Below are 15553 nucleotides of genomic sequence, written 5' to 3' on the forward strand. Positions count from 1 at the left end.
GGTGTGTGAGAAACGTTTACCGCGGCGCTCTCATCATCGTACGCGGCGAGCCATTGGCGTTGTGCTGGTAAATCGCCTCAGGCTGGCCTTGTTCGTTGAAAAACACTTGGCCGATGCCTGCCGAGTTCCATAGCCGCTCGCCAGCTTCGGCATGTTCCGGGATATGCGGTACCACTTGCATGGTGCGCCGCCGGGTCAGCCAGTTCAGTGGTGAGCGGGGTGAATAGAGCCAGCGGTTGAGACGGTCGAACCATTCCAGCAGGCCCCTGGGAAATTCGTTCTTGATGCCGCTGCTGGTGATCTGCCAGATTTTTGGCCCGGCGTTGCGGTGGCGAATCAGCACTTCGTAAACGAATGAGTAATGTACGTCTCCCGACAGGATCACGTAGTTACCCGGCGTGCGCGAGTGACGGAAGATATTCAGGATCACCTGCGCTGCGCCGCGATGGGCCATCCAGTTTTCCGCGTCCACCAACAGCGGATAGCCGCACCAACTGAAGACTTTCTGTACGGTCTCGATCAGCTTTACGCCAAAGATTGGCGCCGGTGAAACGATGATGGCCGACGGGTGATCGAGCAGTTCCTGTTGCAGCTCACTCAAGGCTTCCCAGTCCAGCAGGCCGGACGGTTGCTTGAGGGTGAATTCGCTGCGCCAGCGCCGAGTACGGGTGTCGATCACCACCAGGGCGGGGGTGGTGGGCAAGACGTAGTGCCACTGCTGGAATTTCAACAGTTCATCCACCAGTTCGTCCTGGGCTGGCGCGTCCAGATAGTGGTCGTGCGCCGGGGCTTGCGTGGTGAGTGCCAGGGTCTTGCCCAGCAGCTGTTCAAACGCATCAGGATTATTACCCCAGCCCTGGCAGAGCATATAGGCCAGCAAGGCATTGCCGATGATGCGCTTGGAGAACGGGTTGCCGTAGGCGGTTTCTTCCCATTGGGCGCTAAGGTTCCAGTCGTCGGTGATGTCGTGATCATCGAAAATCATCAGACATGAGATATGCGCAAACACCCTGGCCACGCCGCCCAGGCCGTCGCGAAACTTATCCACCTGCAGTTGCTCGTGGGCATAGCGTTTCTGTTCTTCGGCCTTCAGCTGCGGCGGTTGCGGGGCGATCAGCGTCCAAGGGGTTGGCGACCACACCAACAGGTACATCGCCAGCACTTCGGCGAAGGTCACCAGGTGATTGTCGGCGGTGCTGGTGGTGAAAATCGGCTTCTTCACGCCACCGAAAAACCGCTCGCGCAGGGTTTCGTTGCTCTCCAGGGCCGGCAACAGGTCGGCGCGATGGTAGTAACTGGCTGGATGGCCGTAGAGCATGGCGCTGTCGTCCACCACGGCGCCATCCAGGTGTTCCTCGAACAGGCCCAGGCGGGTGATCAGTGCATGAATGGCCCGCAACATCGGCCCGGCCACATCGTCAGCGTAGACCTGATCGCCGCTCATCATCAACAGAGCTGGGCGTTGTACCGGGCTGCGGCCCTCGGCCAGCAAACGATCGACACACAGCAGGCCTTCATCGGCGTAGTGGTGGGGTTTGCGGCAAGAACCGTGCATCAGTTGCTGGATACGACTGTGCAGGACGAAGTCCGGGGTGCGTGCGTTGGCATGGAGCAGGTGGGGCGCCCATTCGGCGATGCCGCTGGGATGAGCGCCGGTCTCGTTGATCAGCAGGTCGTAGCCGATGGTCACGTCCTGGGGCAGGGCGTTTCTCAGCGGCACGTCGATCAGGTGGATAAACGCGTGACGTCCCACGGGGACGACCTGGCAGAGTGTCGCGTCCAGATTGATGTCGAGGGTGTGCTCGCGCTCGTCCTGGGTGAACTGCAGCCTCAGGGTCAACGCCAGGGCTCGGCTGCCCACCAGCCACAACACCAGGCGCCCCGGTTCGAGGCGACGCAGCAGGGGGCCAGCAAGGACGGCGGGCAATGTGTCGGCTTGAGGCATGGAACACGGCTCTGTGCAGGATCGGGTCACAAAGGATAGCGCAGTGGATGTCAGCGTTTTGTTAAGGCCCAATGTGGGGAGGAAACAGAAAACAGCGCGCGGGCGCCGCCTCCTGGTTTGTGGCGAGTTATAAACGTCTGGCCTCAAATTATGACGTCGTGGCCGAACGTTCACCCTGGCTAATCAGCCAGCGCAGCACATCGTCCATCGCCACGCTGTGCTTGCACTCGACCCAGCGCACTCCTTGCGGGCTGTATTGTTCGATATACCGGCTGAGCACGAGCTGACCCTGGTCAGACGACATCTGCAAGCGAGTTTCCTGGCAGATCAGCGTGTTGACGCCGCGTTTGCGGACCTGATGATGCAGCAGTAACGAGCTGGACTCAGAAGTCATCGCCGCCACCCTCTGCGCATCGATTGGCCTGCGGTGTCGTGGCCCCTTCCTTGCCTTCCAGCACGTAGGCGGCACGGTGTTCGGCCACCACATTACGCAACGCGCTGTAATAATCGGGCAACTGCTGCAGGCTGTCGGTAAGTGGCAATAATGAGGCGCGAGTATCCACCGTGCCGCCCACCATGTTGATGGTTTCAAGAGTCTGCACCGTATCGCTGTCCCCCAAGGGGGCCACTAGGAAGCTCAACACTTTGCCTGCGGCGTCGCGGCTGTTGCCGGTGCCCAGCAAGGGCAGTTCGACGATCGGCCCGTTGCCGATGCCCCACACGCCAAAGGTCTGGCCGAAGTCGGCGGTGTGGCGGGGAATACCCAGCGAATCTGAAACATCCAACAGGCCGACAATTCCCACCGTGGTGTTCACGGCAAAGCGTCCCAGGGTATTGACTGAGCGCCGCGGGTTGCCCTGCAGCAAATCGTTGATAAACACCTTGGGCTCGCTGAAGTTGCTGGAAAAGTTATGCACACCCTGCTGGAAAAACTCCGGCAGGTGTTTATAGCCATGGGCTACAGGCGCCAGGGCATAGTCATCGACGGTGCGGTTGAAGGCGAACACCCCACGGTTGATCGGTTCGGCAGGGTCGTATACCGGGTAGGAAACTTGCGCGCAGCTTGTGGTACTCGCCACCGGTGCCGGGCTCGCACAGCCTGTGAGGTAAGACACGGTCAACAGCAGTACGGCCTGGCGAGCCAGGTGCTGGGGGTACGTCAGCGAGTGCATAAGCACAGTCTCCGGAAAAGGGAGGCGGATGCTGGCATTCGGGTTTTGCGCAAAGATGTCCGCTTTATTGCACGATTGAAATATATGACGGGCTGCGCCGAATAGTTTTAGATGTCGCCTCGACAAACCCAAGTGATGCCCGCCGGTGAGCCATCTTTTGATCGTGGACGATGACCTTGAGGTCCTCGCGCTGCTGAAGAAATTTTTCCTGCAACATGGCTATACGGTGCAGACCGCCGCCAATGGCGCAGACATGTGGGCGGCCATGGAGCAACAGGCCGCCGACCTGATCATTCTCGACCTGATGCTGCCGGGAGATAACGGCCTGCTGCTGTGCCAGCGCCTGCGTCAGCAATACGCGACGCCGGTGATCATGCTGACCGCCATGGGCGAGCTCAGCGACCGCGTGGTGGGCCTGGAAATGGGCGCCGATGACTATCTCAGCAAACCCTTTGATGCCCGCGAACTGCTGGCCAGGGTGCGTGCCGTGTTGCGCCGCGCCGGTGAAAGCGGGGCGCCGTTGGGCGATGCTTCGCGACCATTGATCCGCTTCGCCGGCTGGCAGCTGGACCTGACTCGCCGCGAACTGCGCTCGCCGGACCAAGTGATGATCCCGCTGTCGTCCGGGGAGTTCGACCTGCTGCTGGTGTTCGTCGAGCATCCCCAGCGCGTACTGACCCGCGAGCAGTTGCTGAACCTGGCGCGGGGCCATAGCCATGACGCGTTCGACCGCAGCATCGACGTTCAGGTCAGCCGCCTGCGACGCAAGCTGGAGTTCGACACCAAGCGCCCGGCGATGATTCGCACCGTGCGCAATGGCGGCTACCAGTTCACCGTCAGCGTGAGCCGCTCATGAAAAATACGGTGGCTCGCTGGATTGCCTTCACCATCCTGATTGCCATGCTCACGGCCCTGGCGTTCAACGCACTGTTTGCCCAACTGGCGGGCGTCTGGGCCAGGCCGCCCCTGACCGAGACCGGTTTGTTGGATAAGGTTGCCGTTATCGTGCGGGTGATTGAGGTCGCAGAGCCGTCGCAGCGCTCACATCTGGCCCAGGCAGTCGGTGATGAAAATTTCAGTGTCAGTTGGTCGGTCAATCGAGAGGGGATTGATTTGCCTGTTTTGGACGACCCCGGTTTTCACTCTACCGAGGCCGAGGAGACGTTCAAGCATCTGCTCAAGGGACCGCAACGCCGGATGGAGGGTTATGAGCCGTCCGACTGGCCAGGCCCCAGCGGGCGCTATGTCTTGCTGGTTGAGCTGGCGGACCATACCTGGCTGATGTTCAGCTCTGAGTCGCGCAGTTGGGGGTTATCGGAGGGGCCACGCAGTCTGGTGGTGTTGGTGCTGGTGCTGATTTCCACTGCGCTGGTCACGTTGATCGCCACCCGGCGACTGGCCAGGCCGCTGCAACACTTCGCCCAGGGCGCCCGACGTTTTGGTGCCGACTTCCGCGCCCCGCCCATCGAGCCTGTCGGCCCCCATGAGATTCGCCAGGCAATCCTCGCCTTCAACGGTATGCAGGCGCAGTTGCAACACTTCATCCAGGATCGAACCCAGATGCTCGCGGCGATTTCCCACGACCTGCGCGCGCCCTTGACCCGCCTGCGCCTGCGGGGCGAGTTTATCGAGGATACTGACCAGCAATTGCGGCTGTTCCGCGACGTCGACGAGATGCAGGCAATGATCAGTACAGCCCTGGAGTTCTTTCGCGACGACGCCCGGCTGGAACAGGCTACCCAGTTGGACCTGGCGGAACTGCTGCAAACCCTGATCGACGACTACCGTGACCAGGCCATCGACATCAGTTTTGACGGCCCGCCGCGCCTGGTTTACTTCGGTCGGCCCCTGGGCCTCAAACGGATGATGACCAACCTGATGGACAACGCCATCCACTATGGCCTGGCGCCGGAAATTGAACTGCAACAACGGCCGGGCCAGGTGATCATTCGCGTGCTGGACCGTGGGCCGGGGATTCCCGTCGACCAGCACGAACAGGTATTCCTGCCGTTTTTTCGCCTGGAAGGCTCGCGCAACAAAAGTACTGGTGGCGTCGGCTTGGGGCTCTCCACCGCACGGGCGATTGTGTTGGAACACGGCGGCACGCTTACCCTGGTCAATCGCCAGGGGGGTGGGCTGGAGGCAGTGGTGGTGTTGCCGGTGTAATGACAGTCCGCAGGTAGGCGATCAATACGTGGATGCACCCTTGTCCAAGGCAGCCTGCACACAATCGAGCAGCCTTTGGGTACTCCACGGCTTGGGCAGGAACCGCACGGTGCTGCCCAACTGCTCCGCCATTACTGTGTCGCCTGAGGTCAGCACCACCGACACCGACGGCCAGCGATGGGCGACCACTTTGCTCAAGTCATAGCCATTAAGCAGGCCGGGCATATGGATATCGCTGACAATTAAATCCACCGGATCATCGGCCCGCTCCAGAAAAATCATCCCTTCGTCCGCAGAGGGGAAAGAGGTGACCACCGCGCCGAACTCCTCCAACACGACGATCATCAGCGAACGAATGATCTCGTCGTCCTCCAGCACCAAAATCGATGGCTGAGCCATGATCACTACTCCTCCATCAGGCTTAAGTAAGGTGGAGTGGGTGGTGGTTGGATAGGTTCGATTTGATGTGTTACTTGCGATGGATGGTCATTGGGTGGCCTTTGAATTGCGCCGTGTCATAAGCTCGCCATGTGGGTGAACATGGCGCTACCTGTAGCTACAGCGTGCAACTGGAGGGGCATGCGTTCGTGAGCTAGACCTAAAAGCGCTCATCCAATATCGTCGGCAAGCCCGCCCTCTGTCACCTCTCGCTAATCAAGGAACACCATGTTTATTCGCAATCCCCTAGTCCCTGAACTGGTGGTCACCGACCTCATCACCAGCCTCGACTTCTGGGTCACCCAGATGGGCTTCGACATCGCCTACCAGCGTCCCGAGGAAGGTTTTGCCTACCTTGATCTGCAAGGTGCGCAAATCATGCTGGAGCAATATGAGCCCCAGGCCGGGCAGTGGCTCACCGGGCCCTTGGAAGCACCCTTGGGCCGAGGCATTAACCTGCAAATCGATGTCCCCGCCGTAGCGCCGATCCTGCAGCGTTTGAACGCCATTGGCTGGCCGCTTTTCCGTGACGTTGAAGATGCCTGGTACCGGGCGGATGAGGTGGAGGCGGGGCAAAGGCAATTCCTGGTTAAGGACCCGGACGGTTACCTGGTGCGTTTGGTGGAACGGTTGGGGGAAAGGCCGCTTCAGCAGGCATAATTGACCACGACACCTGATCTGGAGCCCTCGATGACGCATGCCGCTTTACTGACCCTCGCCTTAGTCCTCAACGCCGGCCTGTTCAGCGCACCGGCAGCGGCGGGCGACGCTGAGGCTGGCGCCAAGCTGTTCAGCAAAACCTGTGGCGGCTGCCATAGCGTCGGGTTGAACGCGCGCGGTTCGTTCGGGCCGCAACTCAACGGGGTGATCGGGCGGCTTGCCGGGACCACCACGGACTATCAGTATTCCGACGCGATGAAAAACTCCGGCGTGGTATGGACGCGGGAGAAGCTGGCCGCGTATATCGAGGCACCGAAAAAAGTGATCAGCGGCACCCGCATGATTTTCTGGGGCATCAGCGATCAGGAAAAGATTGAAAACCTGTTGGCTTATCTTGAGACGTTTCAAACGCCATAAGTAATGAGTCGCATACGACATTGAAAAGGACTTCACCACATGGCTGCACCTCGTATCCGGGCGCTCGCGCTCTGCATCTTTCACCGCAATGGACAAATCCTCGTCCATCAGTTCTACGACGCCATCAAACACCACCACTTATATCGCCCCATCGGTGGTGGCATCGAATTTGGTGAAACCAGCGCCGAAGCCATCGTGCGGGAGGTCCAGGAAGAACTGGAACAACCCATCCACAGCCTGCGTCTGCTGGGTACCCTCGAAAGTATCTTCATTTACGCCGGCAATCCGGGACACGAGATTGTCCAGGTCTACGATGGGCAATTCGAGGACCCGCGCCTGTACGAGCTGCCGCATATCGACGGTGAGGAAAGTAATGGTGCTGCGTTCAAGGTGAGCTGGCAGGACAGTTCAAGTTTCAGCGCTGACTCGCCGCTGGTTCCCGAAGGGCTTTACGACTTGCTCAAGGGTGCGGGGTTGCTGAAATGAGCCGCAGACAAGGAGTGAATACACAGATGTTTAAACCGGATTCAGCCCCCGCTTTGCAAGGCGGCTGACCTCGTAGCCGCATTACGACCCGCATGGCGTTTCTCCCCGTGCCGGGTCTTCGATCACCGCCGGCAGTTCGACGATGGTGTCGGTCAGGTAATGCGACCGTGAGTTTTCAAATCTTGCACGGTTGAACCACTGCGAATAGCACTCCGTTGAAGGTGTGAGTACAGCAATCACAAAACGGTTTCATGTGCTCTGCCTTCAACTGCGGGTTAACCCTCTGCAACAAGCCCGCCTCGTCGACATACAGTCCGCTGTAATAGGTGGACTCATCAACCCGCACGTACTCTTGTTTATCGCTTTCATGTAGGGAAACCAACCAGAATACTGGCTCCGGACGATCCAGGCGGGCATTGGCTTCGCTGAAAACGTCATCCCACTGATGACCGACCTTGGACAGTAAAAACCTGAATAGCGGCGTGTAATCAAAGCCGTGTCGGTGATGGCTGTGCATCGAGCCACGGCTTGACAGTGAACCCTTTTCGCTTTTGCTGTTGCGGTGCTGTCGATAAGTGCAACAACTGCCGTGGCGCACATTGTGTGTACGGGTGTTGACTGAGCGATAGAGAGGAGGCTTTTTCATTAGCATTCTTTATGGCTGCTTGGAGGGTTGGGGCGGCCATGTACCTTGGTACCGAAAAGATATTTGGTAGTAGAAATTGGCGGGTTCAATTAGGTGCTGGAAATGAGGTTGGAGGATCGCTATCCAGCTTGGGAGTACGTCGAATCCTCCAGCATAGATTTGGGGCTCTTCGTCTAATCCGAGCGCGGGAAGGATGCTTTCGTCGTCCTCAAAGTTTGCTGAGTACTCATCGGCCTCTAAGTTTTCGGTGCGCTTGTCATACCATGCCAATCTGATTTTCATACACATGAAGAAGTCTCCACTTATTTGTTTATACGGCGTTCATCTTTTGCTGGGCCCCGGCGTTCGCCGGTATAGGGATCAAAGGAGCCTAGGTGACTAACATCATTGCTTCGATAGGCTTCCAGTTCGCCTTTCTCGTAATCCCATTCATAAAGCGTCCTGCCTTTAGCGTCCTTCCAACGCTTACGTAGACCCCCACCGCCTCGCCTTGGGGTTTTTCTCTTTTGCTCTATCAAACCAGGGAAGGCAGTTATGTCTTCGGTTTTGGGAGCGGGAAAGTAATCATAGTCCGGGTTTCTCAAGCCCTTCCGAGGCTCGCTAACCACGACATACAGTGGCCGAACCCCCGACTCCACCGGGAATACCAGAATAAAATCCCGATACTCCGGCGGATAAATCGGGTTGACCAGAATCTGCCTGGCTACCTCAGTCGGCGGATAGATCCACATCACCGGCGCTTGCGGCGCAGCTTCCAATGCCGGAATGCCAAGGGTGTCGCCAGGATCAATGGCGGGTGTCCAAATCAGCTCCACGCCCTCGCCGAGCTCTGCCACGAATTGACTGTCGCGGCTTTGAAACTGAACCACGTCGATCATCTGCCAATCGGCATTGTTGCCGGTGTAGAAGCCATACCCTTTGAGCGTGCCGTCCGCCTGCTGCTCGATGTGCAGGCGCATGCGCGAGCGGGCTTGTTGCATCGAACGCAGCTGTTCTTCGCTATAAAGGGCGCTGTCACCCAGCTCCGACGGCCAAGCCAAAGCCACCAGCCCTGTCAGTAGTCCGCTTGCCACGGTACCGACCGCCGCTGTAGCGGTTTGCAGTGCCGACCCGCCGAGTACCAATTGCCCGAGGCCTGCGGGCAGGGCATTGCCACTGATTTTGCTGAGAGGAACGCCGTCACCATCGGCCGTACGCCCACCCAATAGTGCGAAGTGGCCGTACTCCTTGACCAGCTCCTGCGGCACGTAACCGGTGGGGTTGTTGTAGCTGATGATGCCGTTTGGCAGTTGGCACGACTTGGCGAATACGTAACCGGGAATCTTGGCGGGCTCAGGTGCTGGGACAGGCGTTGTGTTGATTAAATCAATGGACGGTGAATAAGGTGCCCGGGAAGGTTGCGGGGTCAGGATTCGTCGTCGAAGAAGTTCTTCTTCACTGATTGGATAGGCGCGTTCTGGCATGGCTGGCTCACTTCCCTGTGCGAGGAAGTGAGCCTATGAGAGCGGGCGAGAACCTGAAATTCTCATTGTTCGATGGTGTGTGTGGGAAAAGTCAGTTTATCAATGGATGCTAAATCCCAGCACTATGGAAAAACCGCCCGCGAATTTTTGGAGAAGTCGCTCCGTGTAGAACCAACGGCGCCAAGAACTTCAGCGATCAATGCGCTACTGGTGAGTCGGCGGCAGGATATTGCTTGTGCTTATGTAGTGAACCTCTGGCGCCAGGTCCGGGTAGTTGAGCGTCATGTCGGTGAGGCATTGCTGTAGCAGCCTCGCGTCTTGGGGCAAGTGTTCGGAGAAGATATCCCAGCCTGAGAGTTGCAGCGTGATGGGCATTTCTACCAGCCCGGTAATGGCATCCCAGAATGCATCCCAGTTTTGGCCGTACCAGTCCGGGAAGCCGAGAACATTGCTCAGGGTGGAGTGGAGTTCTTGGGAGTCCTTGATACTGCTCAAGTCTATTTTTATGACGGGTAATCTAGTCATGTATTCAGTGGGCGTCGGGGTGGGGCGTGTAAGTGTCCCGTCTTTCATGGGGCTTGTTCACTGGATGTCTTTCAGGTAGTCCTTGAGTGTGAGCAGCGGGGCGTTCAGTTTCTCAAGTGTCTGCGCCTGGCTGACTTCAGCGGCCAGCCGCTGCAGCTCGCGACCGAGCGGCTTATCCGTGCCGCCTAAAGCCACCAGTGCCAATCCTGCGCACTCCGAGACCTTAGATTGGATAGCGTCGATATCACCCTGACGCACGAGCAACCCAAAAACCTCCCTCTCATACTCACTCATGACCAGATCGTCCCGCAAAATCGGGCTGCCACCGTCTATCTCATAAGCCAACTTGAGGGCGAAAAGCGCAACCGTCTCCAGCGTCAATTCCATGGTCCAGGTTCCTCTACAGTCGTGTGCGTCTGCCAACAATCACTTTTCTACAGGCGAAAAAAAAGACCTTGAATTTCAAGGTCTTTTTTAAGATGGTGCCCCGAGGGAGACTCGAACTGTCTCCAAAAATGGCGCAACCCCCTGTAAACCTTGATATACGGCGCTTCCAGCAATTTTTACTTCCAAAAACCACTTCCAAAAAGCTGTTCGTGGCATTACAGTCTGTGCTGATGAGAAGGCCATATGCCTTCAGGCTAAAAATTGTACAGGATGCTCGCGCTATGGCGGTCGATAATCTCAAAAACATCGATGGAACGTGGTACGTCCGCGTAGCGATTCCCAAGGATGTTAGGTCTGCTTTTGGGAACCGAACTGAGTTCATCAAGAGTCTCAAAACGGGTCGTAAGAGCGAAGCCCTTGTGCTTCGTACAAAGGATCTGCATGAGTTCAAAAACCGCATAGCAGTGGAGCGGCGCAAGCTCGTCATTGAGCAAGAAATGCAGACCCTAGCTTCACTGCCAGTCGATGTGAAATTTGACGAAATGTTCCAGAACCTGGGCGAGATAAAGCGCAGGCTGATGGAGCGGAAAGAGGATAGGAAGAAGGCTTTTCAAGATTCAGAATTTGAAGACGTACAGGCAGTGAAGGAAATAGACAGCCACCATAGTTTTCTGAATCTTTTGGCTGAAGAAAAAGAGGCTCTTGGTGAGGATTTGCACCCGGCGCTGGCTTCGATTTTGACTGAGCTGAATGAATTCCAGAGCCAGCCAAGCAAAACCTTCAAGCAATCGGAAGGACTCCTTGAAAAGCTGGAAAATACCCTTGAATTAGGTTCATTCCACGGGTATGCAGAAACCCATGCAGAAAAGGAACAAGTCAAAACCTTCATTGCAGAACCAACCAAATTCGTCAAAAGGCATCCTCTGACAGAGAAGAATTTCGTTGAGTTTCACAAATACGAAGTGAAACGTAAGGTAACGCTGCGTTCGATTGACCGGCACGTAAAACGCTTGAACATGCTTAAGTCGTTTCTGGAAAAACAGAAATTTGAGCTTGATTATGAATCGGTTCGTGTTTTCTTGGAATCGCTTGAATGTGCCGATAAAACGAAATTGCAGTACCTCTGTTCCTACAATGCCTTTTACAAATTCATGTTCAATAACGTGGATTTCAGACAAAAATATCCAGTTAATCCATTTGCAAATCACGCTGTGGCTAAAATACGCCGTGGTGCGAGGAAAGAGGATGCTCGTAAAGGATTTACCAAGGAACAGGTCAAGGCGCTCTACAGCAATACTATAAGCCAAGAAAAGACACGTCTTGCTGATTTGATCAGGCTCGGATGCTACACAGGCGCACGAATCGAAGAAATATGCCAAATCAAGGTTGAAGATTTGGTTGAGGTGGATGGTGTTTACTGTATAGACATTAAACAGTCTAAAACCAACGCTGGTGAAAGGCTTGTACCAATTCACTCAGAATTGCTAACACTTGTTAAACGCTTAAAGGCTGAATCCAAAGACGGATATTTGCTGAAAACGAATCGAGGCGGGAAGTATGGAACAAAATCTAAAGAAATGAGCAGTGAGTTCTCTGCCTTTAAAATCGCTCTTGGATATCCAAAGGATTTAGTCTTTCACTCCTTTCGACACACAATGGTCACGGAGCTTGAACGTGCCGATACGAAAAACATCCTTGTTATGTCGATTGTAGGGCATGACGTTGGCGGTAGCCTTTCTATGACCTTTGATCGTTACTCTGATGGACCAACACCTATGGCAAAGAAAGAAGCTATTGAAAAGGTTAAATTTGATATTTGATGTACGTTTATGGAAATGCCGGAATAGCTTTAATTTAAAAAGTGTCTTGGCGGATACTTAAGCGACAAAGGCATGATCCAAAGGTTTGGGGCTTGCAGTGCTGAACAATTTCGCGCAGCGAGTGCCCGAACTTCTTAAAATGAATGATCATCAAGGATCAATAAAAGTTATTGACCTGTCGAATGCATTTTCAATTCTAATGCATGATCCAATGCCCAACAATTGATGGCTAGATTTGCTGACGCCTTTAGGTTTTTAATGAGATCTAAAATTATACGCGCGCGCTATAGGTTTTCAGTCCTTGAATTCCGTGGCCTGTAGAGACTTTACAGTACAAAAAATTGTACTGTAAAGGTATTTTAGAGTACAAAAAACTGTACTCTAAAGCGGTGTTTTCCAACATATTTGTGGAATTTCTCTTTTTGGAGTACAAAAAATTGTACTCCAAAGTTTGCTTTATTTACTCATACTAAAATATTTTTCAACAAATTTGTGCTTAAACCACAATTTTGTGTTTTTCAAATGCTATCGTATTAAAACAAACTAAATAATAATCAACATGAACATTGAGAATAGAAGATATATAAAACTGCCTACTTCTGACAAAGCCTTGGAAGCTCTTTGTAAAGTGGCTTTGACAAAACACTCCGCGCATACGCTATTGATAAAACTCTGCACTGCTGCTGATAAAACAGAAACTGGCTTGCATGTCGTTTATACGGACAAAGCAGAGATTATGAAGTGGATGGATTGCACAAGCGAAAATGTACGCAGATGCATGAACGTTTTAATTGAGCAGAAATTAATTGCTGTTGAGCATGATAAAGCCCATGGAATGATGTGGATTGAAGTTAAGTTCCTTAACCTTTAATTGATAGAAAAATAAAAAGACTGCGGCAAACAGTCTAATTAATGAGTTGAGGTTGAGATGAAGAACCCTTTTAATAGTATAACATTTAATAAATTAGAAAAGAATTTTTACGCGCAAATTCTTACGAGCGCAATGCCTTATTATATTGCGGTGGTTGGATTTGATAAAGTGGCTGGGCAGATCCTGATGGCTGCAGTCGAAAATATGGATAGATTTAATGAATGCAAAGTTAACCTTCATGACCTTGATAAGTATTTGGACGTTTCTGAAAATACTCGTAAGAAATCCCTGAATGTCTTGAGGTATATGAATTTCATTGAAACTAAAAATAGTAATAGGACTGGTGGTGAAACGACTTTTAAGGTGAATGTCCAGTTCGCTTGTAAAGGTAGTATTGAAGAGAAGATGAAAATGCCTAGCGCATTGAATAAGTCGTTTAGATCTGCTGCTTTGGTAAATGGACAGATTTGTAAAGAGAAATTCAAGAAATATAAGCAATTTAATAATGATATGAATCAAGAAGGTGTTGATGGTCTTATCCCATTCTAATTACCTACTTTTCCGTAAGGAGAAAATAACAAAAATACGAGAACAAAATGACAAAAACAAAAATAGCTAGAATCGACCATTTTTCAAACCAGTTAGCATCATTTGAAGCTGACAAATTCCAAGTCATATTCAACCCCGCTACAGAAACCTTGATTGCCAAAGAGAAGGCGGCTTTCTGCTTGAAAGCATTCAATGCGCAAGGTGTGAAGAATCAGTTCTTCACTGCTGATGACCTGCTGACCGACAAGCTTTTCAAGCTGATGAGTGCCAAAAACATCGAAGGGTATGACGTAACGATTGTCCCGAAGTCAAAGACCTTCCACTACCTCACAATCAGCTCTGTCACGTCCTTAAAGCTGAACGACCTGGCTAGCCTTGGCTTTGCCCCCACTCTGGTAACAACCATCAAGGGAAGCCTGCATAGCAAGCTTTACGACCTGGTGTGTAGGATCGGCAAGCATAAGGACGATGACCAGTACGCATTCAACGCACAGATGTTCGTGTGGGCTCTGAACAAGAGTGTCAGCACCTTGCGCGTACCTCGTCCAAAGAGCCTTGAAGCACCTATACACGCTGCTGGGTTCAAGCACCATGGCACTGGGTCATTCGTGACCTGCAATCGCTCGCTAAAGCGTTCCTGCACTGAATGTGTGGATCAGATACAGAAGGTAAGGGGAATGAAGCTCACAGCGCCTGCTGTTGGAGCTGGTAGCCCTGATGACACCGCTTTCTACCTAAAGGCTTTACGAGAAACGCTGGTGTACAAATCTCGGCTTCTTGGTGATGCCGTGATCGATGATGTGATCGATAGGAGAGTGGCTAGACAAGCATTTGCAGAGCATTACAGCGGTGATGACGTGTTGGCCTTCCTGTTGAGCCAGGGTCACGTCAAAGCGAGGGAAAATGCATTTGAGCATGCTGTGAAGCTCATGACCTTCTGATGACTGACCTAAAAAAAGCCTCGTGAGAGGCTTTTTTATTTTTTAACTAATCAAATATTACCTCGTCTATTCTTTCCCCTCTGCTGAAAGCCTTTTCTGATAGGTAAAGCTTATTATTTGGGCTTTCTTCAATTTTTTTTGGTTTATTTTGATTAGGTCTAGAAATTCATATAGCTCCTTAAATGACTCATCATCGTTAATTTCTTCCATTATGTAATCCTGTTTTTCAGCATAAGTGCTGAATACAAGAATTATAACATTTGAACGCGCATTAATTAGTGATAAAACGACTTGGAATGCAGCTGGCACCATTAAGTGTCAAGCCTTTCGTTGAATGCTATAATTTATCACTTTACATGGTAAATAAATGCATAGCTTTAAGAATATAGTCAAGAGAAATTGAAAAATAACCAAGTAGTAAAATGCAAATAGTGGCGATAACCCCGCTTTTAGTTCTACGCTCGATAAATTGTGCAAATCATAGTAAGGCGGTTCAATTGGTGTTACCAGCTTGTTCGTGGCATAAAGATTACTGATCTTTCGTATTTCTATTAAGCTGGTACTTTGTTCTCTTATGAATCTGAACTGTGCATTTTTGAATTGGTAATGTGGGAATCGTGACGGGCTGTATGCTTCATATTTTTCCAAGGTTGCATCTTCAAGTATTACGTTAATATCCTGGATTTTTAAAAGCTCAAACCTAATCTGTGTGTTTAAGAAAATAAAAAAAGTCATAAAAAATATGAAAAGCGCCACTATAAAAGCTCCCTGAATATTGTCCAGACAGAATTTTTCTTTCTTAATTCTGATAACGATTTTGATGCATCGCCATATAAAATAAGAAAAGCCCGCTGCAACAGCGATGTAGAACATTGATGCTAGGTGTTCTTCTTTTAAGAACTGATGAACATAGTATCCTTGTCGATCAAGGCTTTTATGTAGAAGAATTAAATATGAAGCAGATAGTAAAAATAAACTTACACCAATAAAGGTTAACATAAGCATTAATAATGTATTCAGCTTACTTTTTTTGTCTGTCGCTGGTTGATTGTTGTCCATTTTTGTAG

The 15553-nt window shown here is 52.2% G+C and carries 20 protein-coding genes and 1 pseudogene; 9 read left to right on the forward strand and 12 right to left on the reverse strand.

The annotated features are described in order from the left end of the window. Positions 1–16: 16 nt before the first annotated feature. The 3 genes from ACZRJ6_RS10310 to ACZRJ6_RS10320 all read right to left on the reverse strand — a co-directional run bounded on the left by ACZRJ6_RS10310 (position 17) and on the right by ACZRJ6_RS10320 (position 3117). The gene (locus tag ACZRJ6_RS10310) at positions 17–1945 is read right to left on the reverse strand and encodes an alkaline phosphatase D family protein (protein WP_463968070.1); all 1929 of its coding nucleotides are present in this window, start codon (positions 1943–1945) and stop codon (positions 17–19) included. Positions 1946–2093: 148 nt separating this feature from the next. Continuing rightward, a complete protein-coding gene (locus ACZRJ6_RS10315) occupies positions 2094–2339 on the reverse strand; it encodes a hypothetical protein (protein WP_463968071.1) in 246 nt (81 codons plus the stop codon). Next, the gene (locus tag ACZRJ6_RS10320) at positions 2329–3117 is read right to left on the reverse strand and encodes an MlaA family lipoprotein (RefSeq protein ID WP_463968072.1); all 789 of its coding nucleotides are present in this window, start codon (positions 3115–3117) and stop codon (positions 2329–2331) included. Before ACZRJ6_RS10320 ends, ACZRJ6_RS10315 begins: the two co-directional genes overlap by 11 nt. Positions 3118–3262: 145 nt before the next feature. Between ACZRJ6_RS10320 and ACZRJ6_RS10325 the strand changes: the two genes are divergently transcribed. Continuing rightward, positions 3263–3973, forward strand: a complete 711-nt coding sequence (locus ACZRJ6_RS10325; protein WP_463968073.1) for a response regulator — start codon at positions 3263–3265, stop codon at positions 3971–3973. Further along, positions 3970–5283, forward strand: coding sequence for a sensor histidine kinase (locus tag ACZRJ6_RS10330; protein ID WP_463968074.1), 1314 nt, complete (start codon positions 3970–3972; stop codon positions 5281–5283). Before ACZRJ6_RS10325 ends, ACZRJ6_RS10330 begins: the two co-directional genes overlap by 4 nt. A gap of 21 nt (positions 5284–5304) precedes the next feature. Here the strand turns inward: ACZRJ6_RS10330 and ACZRJ6_RS10335 are convergent, their stop codons facing one another. Beyond that, entirely contained in the window at positions 5305–5682 is a 378-nt protein-coding gene (locus tag ACZRJ6_RS10335; protein WP_463968075.1) for a response regulator, read from the reverse strand. A 267-nt stretch (positions 5683–5949) separates the two neighbouring features. On the opposite strand from ACZRJ6_RS10335, the gene ACZRJ6_RS10340 reads away from it, so the two are divergent. Genes ACZRJ6_RS10340 through ACZRJ6_RS10350 form a run of 3 tightly spaced genes read left to right on the forward strand, consistent with a single transcriptional unit; the run spans position 5950 to position 7284 of the window. Continuing rightward, positions 5950–6381, forward strand: a complete 432-nt coding sequence (locus ACZRJ6_RS10340) for a bleomycin resistance protein (protein WP_463968076.1) — start codon at positions 5950–5952, stop codon at positions 6379–6381. Between the two features lie 30 nt (positions 6382–6411). Continuing rightward, the gene (locus ACZRJ6_RS10345) at positions 6412–6798 is read left to right on the forward strand and encodes a c-type cytochrome (protein WP_463968077.1); all 387 of its coding nucleotides are present in this window, start codon (positions 6412–6414) and stop codon (positions 6796–6798) included. 39 nt (positions 6799–6837) lie between these two features. Further along, positions 6838–7284 (forward strand): NUDIX hydrolase, encoded by a 447-nt coding sequence (locus ACZRJ6_RS10350; protein ID WP_463968078.1) that lies wholly within the window; start codon positions 6838–6840, stop codon positions 7282–7284. Positions 7285–7365: 81 nt separating this feature from the next. Here ACZRJ6_RS10350 and ACZRJ6_RS10355 read toward each other — a convergent pair. From ACZRJ6_RS10355 to ACZRJ6_RS10380, 6 genes and pseudogenes are all read right to left on the reverse strand, one after another. Further along, a pseudogene (locus tag ACZRJ6_RS10355) lies at positions 7366–7464 on the reverse strand (phosphonoacetaldehyde hydrolase); the annotation flags it as partial. Then, positions 7460–7930, reverse strand: a complete 471-nt coding sequence (locus tag ACZRJ6_RS10360; RefSeq protein WP_463968079.1) for a hypothetical protein — start codon at positions 7928–7930, stop codon at positions 7460–7462. The pseudogene ACZRJ6_RS10355 and the gene ACZRJ6_RS10360, both read right to left, overlap by 5 nt. A gap of 9 nt (positions 7931–7939) precedes the next feature. Further along, complete coding sequence (locus ACZRJ6_RS10365; RefSeq protein ID WP_463968080.1) at positions 7940–8218, reverse strand: colicin E3-like toxin immunity protein; 279 nt, start codon at positions 8216–8218, stop codon at positions 7940–7942. 14 nt (positions 8219–8232) lie between these two features. Next, positions 8233–9393 carry an S-type pyocin domain-containing protein gene (locus ACZRJ6_RS10370; RefSeq protein WP_463968081.1) on the reverse strand — a complete coding sequence of 387 codons (1161 nt, stop codon included), beginning with the start codon at positions 9391–9393 and terminating at the stop codon, positions 8233–8235. Between the two features lie 204 nt (positions 9394–9597). After that, positions 9598–9918, reverse strand: a complete 321-nt coding sequence (locus ACZRJ6_RS10375) for a barstar family protein (protein WP_463968082.1) — start codon at positions 9916–9918, stop codon at positions 9598–9600. A gap of 57 nt (positions 9919–9975) precedes the next feature. Next, complete coding sequence (locus ACZRJ6_RS10380; protein ID WP_149411654.1) at positions 9976–10305, reverse strand: hypothetical protein; 330 nt, start codon at positions 10303–10305, stop codon at positions 9976–9978. Positions 10306–10373: 68 nt separating this feature from the next. Here ACZRJ6_RS10380 and ACZRJ6_RS10385 point away from each other — a divergent pair, with 68 nt between their 5' ends. The 4 genes from ACZRJ6_RS10385 to ACZRJ6_RS10400 all read left to right on the forward strand — a co-directional run bounded on the left by ACZRJ6_RS10385 (position 10374) and on the right by ACZRJ6_RS10400 (position 14486). Then, positions 10374–12125, forward strand: a complete 1752-nt coding sequence (locus tag ACZRJ6_RS10385; protein ID WP_463968083.1) for a tyrosine-type recombinase/integrase — start codon at positions 10374–10376, stop codon at positions 12123–12125. Positions 12126–12684: 559 nt separating this feature from the next. Further along, positions 12685–12996 (forward strand): hypothetical protein, encoded by a 312-nt coding sequence (locus ACZRJ6_RS10390; RefSeq protein WP_144269764.1) that lies wholly within the window; start codon positions 12685–12687, stop codon positions 12994–12996. Positions 12997–13053: 57 nt separating this feature from the next. Then, positions 13054–13545: a hypothetical protein gene (locus ACZRJ6_RS10395; RefSeq protein WP_367235962.1), complete on the forward strand. Its 492-nt coding sequence runs from the start codon at positions 13054–13056 to the stop codon at positions 13543–13545. 47 nt (positions 13546–13592) lie between these two features. Next, positions 13593–14486 (forward strand): hypothetical protein, encoded by an 894-nt coding sequence (locus tag ACZRJ6_RS10400; RefSeq protein WP_463968084.1) that lies wholly within the window; start codon positions 13593–13595, stop codon positions 14484–14486. Between the two features lie 66 nt (positions 14487–14552). Here the strand turns inward: ACZRJ6_RS10400 and ACZRJ6_RS10405 are convergent, their stop codons facing one another. Beyond that, a complete protein-coding gene (locus ACZRJ6_RS10405) occupies positions 14553–14696 on the reverse strand; it encodes a hypothetical protein (RefSeq protein WP_156422427.1) in 144 nt (47 codons plus the stop codon). Positions 14697–14804: 108 nt separating this feature from the next. Further along, positions 14805–15545, reverse strand: coding sequence for a hypothetical protein (locus ACZRJ6_RS10410; RefSeq protein WP_157222880.1), 741 nt, complete (start codon positions 15543–15545; stop codon positions 14805–14807). Between the last annotated feature and the right edge of the window lie 8 nt (positions 15546–15553).

The organism is Pseudomonas sp. C321 (genome assembly GCF_055407105.1).

Excerpts from the sequence above, each read along its gene's own strand:
- ACZRJ6_RS10410 (WP_157222880.1), bottom strand. The coding sequence starts at position 15,545 with ATGGACAACAATCAACCAGCGACAGACAAAAAAAGTAAGCTGAATACA.
- ACZRJ6_RS10310 (WP_463968070.1), bottom strand. The coding sequence starts at position 1,945 with ATGCCTCAAGCCGACACATTGCCCGCCGTCCTTGCTGGCCCCCTGCTG.
- ACZRJ6_RS10390 (WP_144269764.1), top strand. The coding sequence starts at position 12,685 with ATGAACATTGAGAATAGAAGATATATAAAACTGCCTACTTCTGACAAA.
- ACZRJ6_RS10380 (WP_149411654.1), bottom strand. The coding sequence starts at position 10,305 with ATGGAATTGACGCTGGAGACGGTTGCGCTTTTCGCCCTCAAGTTGGCT.
- ACZRJ6_RS10400 (WP_463968084.1), top strand. The coding sequence starts at position 13,593 with ATGACAAAAACAAAAATAGCTAGAATCGACCATTTTTCAAACCAGTTA.
- ACZRJ6_RS10335 (WP_463968075.1), bottom strand. The coding sequence starts at position 5,682 with ATGGCTCAGCCATCGATTTTGGTGCTGGAGGACGACGAGATCATTCGT.
- ACZRJ6_RS10320 (WP_463968072.1), bottom strand. The coding sequence starts at position 3,117 with ATGCACTCGCTGACGTACCCCCAGCACCTGGCTCGCCAGGCCGTACTG.
- ACZRJ6_RS10405 (WP_156422427.1), bottom strand. The coding sequence starts at position 14,696 with ATGGAAGAAATTAACGATGATGAGTCATTTAAGGAGCTATATGAATTT.
- ACZRJ6_RS10360 (WP_463968079.1), bottom strand. The coding sequence starts at position 7,930 with ATGAAAAAGCCTCCTCTCTATCGCTCAGTCAACACCCGTACACACAAT.
- ACZRJ6_RS10365 (WP_463968080.1), bottom strand. The coding sequence starts at position 8,218 with ATGTGTATGAAAATCAGATTGGCATGGTATGACAAGCGCACCGAAAAC.
- ACZRJ6_RS10395 (WP_367235962.1), top strand. The coding sequence starts at position 13,054 with ATGAAGAACCCTTTTAATAGTATAACATTTAATAAATTAGAAAAGAAT.
- ACZRJ6_RS10375 (WP_463968082.1), bottom strand. The coding sequence starts at position 9,918 with ATGACTAGATTACCCGTCATAAAAATAGACTTGAGCAGTATCAAGGAC.
- ACZRJ6_RS10330 (WP_463968074.1), top strand. The coding sequence starts at position 3,970 with ATGAAAAATACGGTGGCTCGCTGGATTGCCTTCACCATCCTGATTGCC.
- ACZRJ6_RS10340 (WP_463968076.1), top strand. The coding sequence starts at position 5,950 with ATGTTTATTCGCAATCCCCTAGTCCCTGAACTGGTGGTCACCGACCTC.
- ACZRJ6_RS10345 (WP_463968077.1), top strand. The coding sequence starts at position 6,412 with ATGACGCATGCCGCTTTACTGACCCTCGCCTTAGTCCTCAACGCCGGC.
- ACZRJ6_RS10370 (WP_463968081.1), bottom strand. The coding sequence starts at position 9,393 with ATGCCAGAACGCGCCTATCCAATCAGTGAAGAAGAACTTCTTCGACGA.
- ACZRJ6_RS10315 (WP_463968071.1), bottom strand. The coding sequence starts at position 2,339 with ATGACTTCTGAGTCCAGCTCGTTACTGCTGCATCATCAGGTCCGCAAA.
- ACZRJ6_RS10350 (WP_463968078.1), top strand. The coding sequence starts at position 6,838 with ATGGCTGCACCTCGTATCCGGGCGCTCGCGCTCTGCATCTTTCACCGC.